The sequence below is a fragment of the Halanaerobiales bacterium genome (genome assembly GCA_035270125.1).
GTDB lineage: Bacteria > Bacillota > Halanaerobiia > Halanaerobiales > DATFIM01 > DATFIM01.
On sequence record DATFIM010000153.1, the window covers coordinates 1 to 5,641 of the forward strand.

At 31.4% G+C, this 5,641-nt stretch carries 5 protein-coding genes; all 5 read left to right on the forward strand.

The genetic code is table 11. The features are described from left to right. The first annotated feature begins 108 nt into the window (after nucleotides 1-108). The gene (locus VJ881_07990; GenBank protein HKL75993.1) at nucleotides 109-972 is read left to right on the forward strand and encodes a DegV family protein; all 864 of its coding nucleotides are present in this window, start codon (nucleotides 109-111) and stop codon (nucleotides 970-972) included. A gap of 336 nt (nucleotides 973-1,308) precedes the next feature. Next, nucleotides 1,309-2,571, forward strand: a complete 1,263-nt coding sequence (locus tag VJ881_07995) for a YeeE/YedE family protein (GenBank protein ID HKL75994.1) — start codon at nucleotides 1,309-1,311, stop codon at nucleotides 2,569-2,571. A 55-nt stretch (nucleotides 2,572-2,626) separates the two neighbouring features. Beyond that, nucleotides 2,627-4,324, forward strand: coding sequence for an FAD-dependent oxidoreductase (locus VJ881_08000; protein ID HKL75995.1), 1,698 nt, complete (start codon nucleotides 2,627-2,629; stop codon nucleotides 4,322-4,324). Nucleotides 4,325-4,477: 153 nt separating this feature from the next. Further along, nucleotides 4,478-5,317, forward strand: a complete 840-nt coding sequence (locus tag VJ881_08005; protein ID HKL75996.1) for an ABC transporter permease — start codon at nucleotides 4,478-4,480, stop codon at nucleotides 5,315-5,317. Nucleotides 5,318-5,341: 24 nt separating this feature from the next. Continuing rightward, a partial coding sequence (locus tag VJ881_08010; GenBank protein ID HKL75997.1) for a taurine ABC transporter substrate-binding protein occupies nucleotides 5,342-5,641 on the forward strand: 300 nt, incomplete at its 3' end.

The following is a 5,641-nucleotide window of genomic DNA, read 5'->3' on the forward strand; positions in this document are numbered from 1 at the left end:
AATTCAAAATTCTACAAAATTCGATTTGCTATTATAGATAGATGTTGCTATAATTAAATCAGAGTATTTTTGTGTGAAAAAGAAAAATTTTAAAAGAGGAGAAAAACCATGGATAAAAAGATAGCTATTGTTACTGATAGTACTTCGGATTTAAAGAGTGAAGAGTTAGAGGAATTGGGAATAGAGTCATTACCTTTGAAAGTTATATATGATAATAAACAATTTCATGATAGAGTAGATATACAACCCCAGGAAGTTTATGAAAAATTAGAAGAGGAAATTCCTACTACATCGATGCCTTCCCCAAAAGAAATTAAAAAAACATATTTAAAATTAAAAGAACAGGGTTATACTCATATTATTTCTATTCATATTTCTAGTGGTCTCTCAGCTACTTATAATAATTGTAAAATGGTAGCTGACCAGATGGAAGAAATTACTGTAGAAGTAATAGATTCAAAAATGTTGTCAAAAGGATTGGGAAGGTTGGTTTTATATGCCCAGGAATTAGTTGATAAAGGTGAAGATGATTTTGAAGAAATAATTGAAAAAATTGAAGCTAAGAAAGAAAAGATAGAGGTATTTTTTGTTGTTAAGACTTTGAAGTATCTAAAAGAAGGCGGCAGGATTGGTAAAGTTGCTGGAACCATTGCCCAATTATTAAACATTAAACCCATTATATCAATTGATGATGATGGAGAATATTTTACTTTTGATAAAATTAGAGGTAGAAGTCGTTCTCTAGATAAAATGTTTTCTATAATTAAAGATAGATTAAAAGAAGATAAAAATTATTTATTAGATGTAGTTAATGCTGCTGCTGAAGAAGAAGCTAGTAAGCTAAAAAACAAATTTGAAGGATTAGATTCTATTAAAGAAATATTTTTAGGAGAAATAAGTCCGGTTATGATTGTGCATACTGGCCCTGGTTTAATAGGGGTTGTTCTCACAGAAATGGATGATAAAAATTAAATTATAAGCTTTATTAACAAAATAAAATATATTTAAAAGTTAAACCTCTTTCATAAATTTTGAAAAATATGATATAATTTATGAAAGGGGTTTTGTTAATTATATAACAAACGATTATACAGTATAATCTTTTGTTATTTTAGATTTAGTAGAGTATAGTATATAATAGTTTTGAAAGAAGAAAAAGAACTAATGCTCAAATTTTTTTGAATTCATTTGAGAATTCAAGTACAATCTATTCAAAATTTTATTTTATCATTTATTTAATCTAATAAATAGTTTTACAAAACCCAATAAGAGAAAAATTTTGAATAAAAATTAAAGGGGGTAAAAAAATTGAGTAAGTTAGAAAAAATAATAGGATTTATATTAATTTTTGTAGTATTGATTTTATCTAAATTTTATTTTAGGGATTTAACATTATTTGCAAGATTGCTTATAGGTACAGGAATTGGTTATTCTTTAGCTAGAGCATATACTGGATTTGCTGGAAGTGTGAATAGAGCTTATAGAACAGGGTCAACAAAATTGATGAGAACTATGATGTTTATGTTTTTTATAACAGCAGTTATTAATGCAGGATTGTTTTTGGGAGCTGGAGCTACAAGTTATAATATCTGGATAAAACCAATTAATATGGGATTACTTGCCGGTGGATTTTTATTCGGTTTTGGAATGTCACTTTCAGTTTGTTGTGCTAGTGGGGTTCTTACAGATCTTCCTTCTGGATTCCCAAGAGCTTTTATAACTTTAATATTCTTTGGTTTAGGAGTTTTCCTTGGTTTTCCTATACAAAGAACTGCAAGCTGGGTTAATGAATCCTGGTTTACCAGTGCAGTAGGAGAAAAAACTATGGGAGGAGTCTTTTTACCTGATCTTTTTCAGGGAGATGGTCTTTACGGTTATTTAGGAGCTCTCTTATTAATTGCTGTTTTTGGGGCAATAATTAGTTATTTCTCTTATTTGTATGAGAAAAAACAATTGAGGAATAATAAATATACTGGCCTTGAAATAGAAAAACAGCAGGAAGAAAAAGAAAGCTTTAAAATTAGTGAATTCAAATTATTTAGTGCTGAAACATATAAACACTTTTTTGTGAAACCATGGACTTTAAAACAGGGTGCGATTGCTCTGGCAATTATTTTTGCTGTATTAATGGGAGTTACTAAAGCCGGTTGGGGTGCATCTCAGCCTTATGGTATCTGGTTTGGTAAGGTACTTATGTTATTTGGAGTTTCGTCTGAAGCTCTTGCTAATTTTACTAATATGCCAGCTGGATTATATGAACTTCCATTTTTTGAGCATCAAATCTCTGTCCAGAACTTTGGAATTATAGCTGGAGCTATTATTTATCTTCTTACAGCAGGCAAGTTTAGTGATGCATTTAAAGCGGGCCTTAAGATAAGAGGTAAAGAAGTAGCTGTTTATGCTTTAGGTGGTATCACAATGGGTTTTGGTACTCGTTTAGCTAATGGTTGTAATGTTGGAGCTTTATATACTCCAATTTCAAATCTCTCTCTATCAGGCTGGTTTTTCTTGATCGCTATGATAGTTGGAGGTATTGTAAGTAATAAATTTAATGATCGGATTTCTGGTTAAAAGGCTTTAATGATACAAAATTATAATTAAAATCTTAAATAGGAGGAAATATATTATGAGTAAGAAAGTATTAGTTGTAGGTGGAGTAGCTGGTGGAGCTTCAGCAGCTGCAAGAGTTAGAAGACTTGATGAATCAGCAGAAGTAATAATGTTTGAACGTGGGCCAAATGTTTCTTTTTCAAATTGTTGTCTTCCCTATCATTTAAGTGGAACTGTTGAAAATAGTGATGATTTGGTATTGATTTCTCCACAGGAATTTATGGATAAATATAAGATTGATGCCAGAACCCATAATGAAGTTATTGATATTAAAAGAGAAGAAAACAAAGTAGTAGTAAAAGATCTGGAAAAAGGTGAAACTTATGAAGAAGATTATGATAAGTTAGTTTTATCTCCAGGAGCTGCTCCGATCTGTCCAAATAGTATTCCTGGTGTAAATAATGATAATGTTTTTACAATTTGGAATGTGCAGGATATTAAAAAATTGAATGGATATATTGAAGAAAATAATATTGAGGATGTAGCAGTAGTAGGAGCTGGATTTATTGGGTGTGAAGTTGCTGAAAACCTAAAACATGCTGGCAAAAATGTTAAATTAATTGAAGCAATGGATCAAATAATGCCTCCATTTGATAATGATATGGCTCAAATTCTCCATAAAGAATTATATGATAAAGGTGTAGAATTAATTTTAGAAGATGCAGTTGAAGAAATTAATAATAACCATGTTGTATTAAGTTCAGGAGAAAAAGTAGATGCTGAAGCTGTAGTAATGGCCATCGGTGTTTGTCCTGAAACTGAATTAGCAGAAAAAGCTGGTTTAGATATAGGAGAAACTGGCAGCATAGAAGTTGATCATAATTATCGTACAAATGATAAAGATATTTATGCTATTGGAGATGCAATAGAAGTATATTGTAGAATGACAAATAGAAAGACAAGATTACCTCTTGCTGGTCCTGCTCAAAGACAGGCTAGAGCTGCTGCAGATGCTATTTATGATAAGGATCATACTCATAATGGAATCATTGGTTCTTCTGTAGTAAGAATTTTTGATATGAATGCAGCTTCAACTGGTATTAATGAAAAACAGGCCCAGGATGTAGGAATTCCTTATGATATAGCATATGTAATCCCAGGAGACAAAGTTGGCTTAATGCCAGAAAGTCACCCAATGCACTTTAAATTAATCTATGAATATCCAACTGGAAGAATTCTTGGTGCACAAGCAGTTGGTAGAGGTAATGTCGATAAGAGAATTGATGTTATTGCTACAATGATTCACATGGGAGGTACTCTTGAAGATCTTAAAGAATTAGAATTATGTTATGCTCCTGTATTTGGAACTGCTAAAGATGTAGTTAACCACGCAGCATTAGTAGGACTTAACCTTTTAAATAATGACTTTGAACAGGTACCAGTTACTAAAGTAAGAGAATTAGTTGAAAATGATGCCTGTATTATAGATTGTCGTGAAGAAGATGAATTTGCTGAAGGACATTTTAAAAATGCAATTAATATTCCATTAAGTCAACTTAGAGATAGAGTAGATGAAATTCCTGAAGATGAGCCAGTATATTTACACTGTCGTTCAGGACAGAGAAGTTATAATGCAATTAGAGCTTTACAGGGAATGGGTTATGACAATCTTTATAATATTTCCGGTTCGTTCCTTGGAGTATGCTGTCATCAGTATTATTTAGATCAGGTAACAGACAGAGAAAAGATTGTTACAGATTATAATTTTGAATAAACATTAATATAATGATATAATGAAAAGAGATTGAATAGTATTGTAGTTGATCTCTTTGAATTTCAAATCAGGATGACCATCGGGTTTATAGCTCGATGGTCTTACTGATTTATTTTAATGAAATAATTTATATATAATAAAGGTGGGTAAGATATGAATTTGAGTAATCAAGACCACAATGTCAAAAAAGAGTCTGATCCTAATAAGAAAAAAAATAAAATTAACAAAAAACGAGTTGAAAGTTCTTTAACTATTGTAACCTGGATAGGAATTTTTGTAGCCTGGTATTTAGTTACAAAATTCGAACTTTTTTCTCCCACTTTATTACCCTCACCTTTAAGAGTGGCAAAGGCTTTTATAAAACTAATAAGGTCAGGATATAATGGAGTTCCTTTATGGTCACATATGCTGGCCAGTTTTAGAAGATTATTTATAGCGCTTGGTTTAGCTATTTCGACAGCAGTCCCTCTTGGACTTTTAAGTGGCTATTTTAGCAAAGTAGAGGCTATTATTGATTCTATAGTTGAATTTTACAGACCTTTACCACCTCTTGCCTACTATACTTTACTTATCTTATGGTTTGGTATTGATGATGAATCAAAAATAATATTACTATTTTTAGCTGCTTTCGCCCCTATTTATTTAGCCTGTGTTTCAGCAGTTAGTAAAATTAACGCAAATTATATTTTGAGTGCTAAATCCTTGGGAGCAAGTCAGAAAAAAGTATTTTTTAAAATAGTATTACCTGCTTCTATGCCTGAGATTTTTACTGGAATTAGAACAGCATTTGGAGTTTCTTATACAACTTTAGTTTCAGCTGAAATGATAGCTGCAACATCAGGTATAGGCTGGATGGTTTTAGATGCAGCTAATTTCCTTAAAAGTGATGTTATCTTTGTTGGAATTATAATTATGGGTATTACTGGAGTTTTAATTGATGCCGGTTTACGCTTTTTAGAAAGGAAATTTGTTTACTGGAAAGGGCATGTCTAAAGAATATTACACTGGAGGTAGATTATGAGAAAAAATATAATGAAAAAACTATTGATTTTTGTGTTAATTGCATTTGTAGCTGTGAGTCTTAGTGCCTGTGGAGGTAGTGAACAGTCTGACACTACTTCTGAGAAAACAGAATCTTTACCAGAAGAAATACGATTTGGGATTCTTAGAGTACCAAATGATGAAACAATAGCAATGGTGGAAGGAATGTTTGATGAATACTTTGGTGAGAAAGGCATAGAAAGTAAATTTACTGTTTTTGATTCAGGAGCTGAAGCAAATCAGGCTCTTGCGTCAGGAAGTATTGATTTTGCGACA

What these genes read in the sequence shown, in the direction of transcription:
- VJ881_07990 (HKL75993.1), top strand. Translation starts at nt 109, where the DNA reads ATGGATAAAAAGATAGCTATTGTTACTGATAGTACTTCGGATTTAAAG.
- VJ881_08005 (HKL75996.1), top strand. Translation starts at nt 4,478, where the DNA reads ATGAATTTGAGTAATCAAGACCACAATGTCAAAAAAGAGTCTGATCCT.
- VJ881_08000 (HKL75995.1), top strand. Translation starts at nt 2,627, where the DNA reads ATGAGTAAGAAAGTATTAGTTGTAGGTGGAGTAGCTGGTGGAGCTTCA.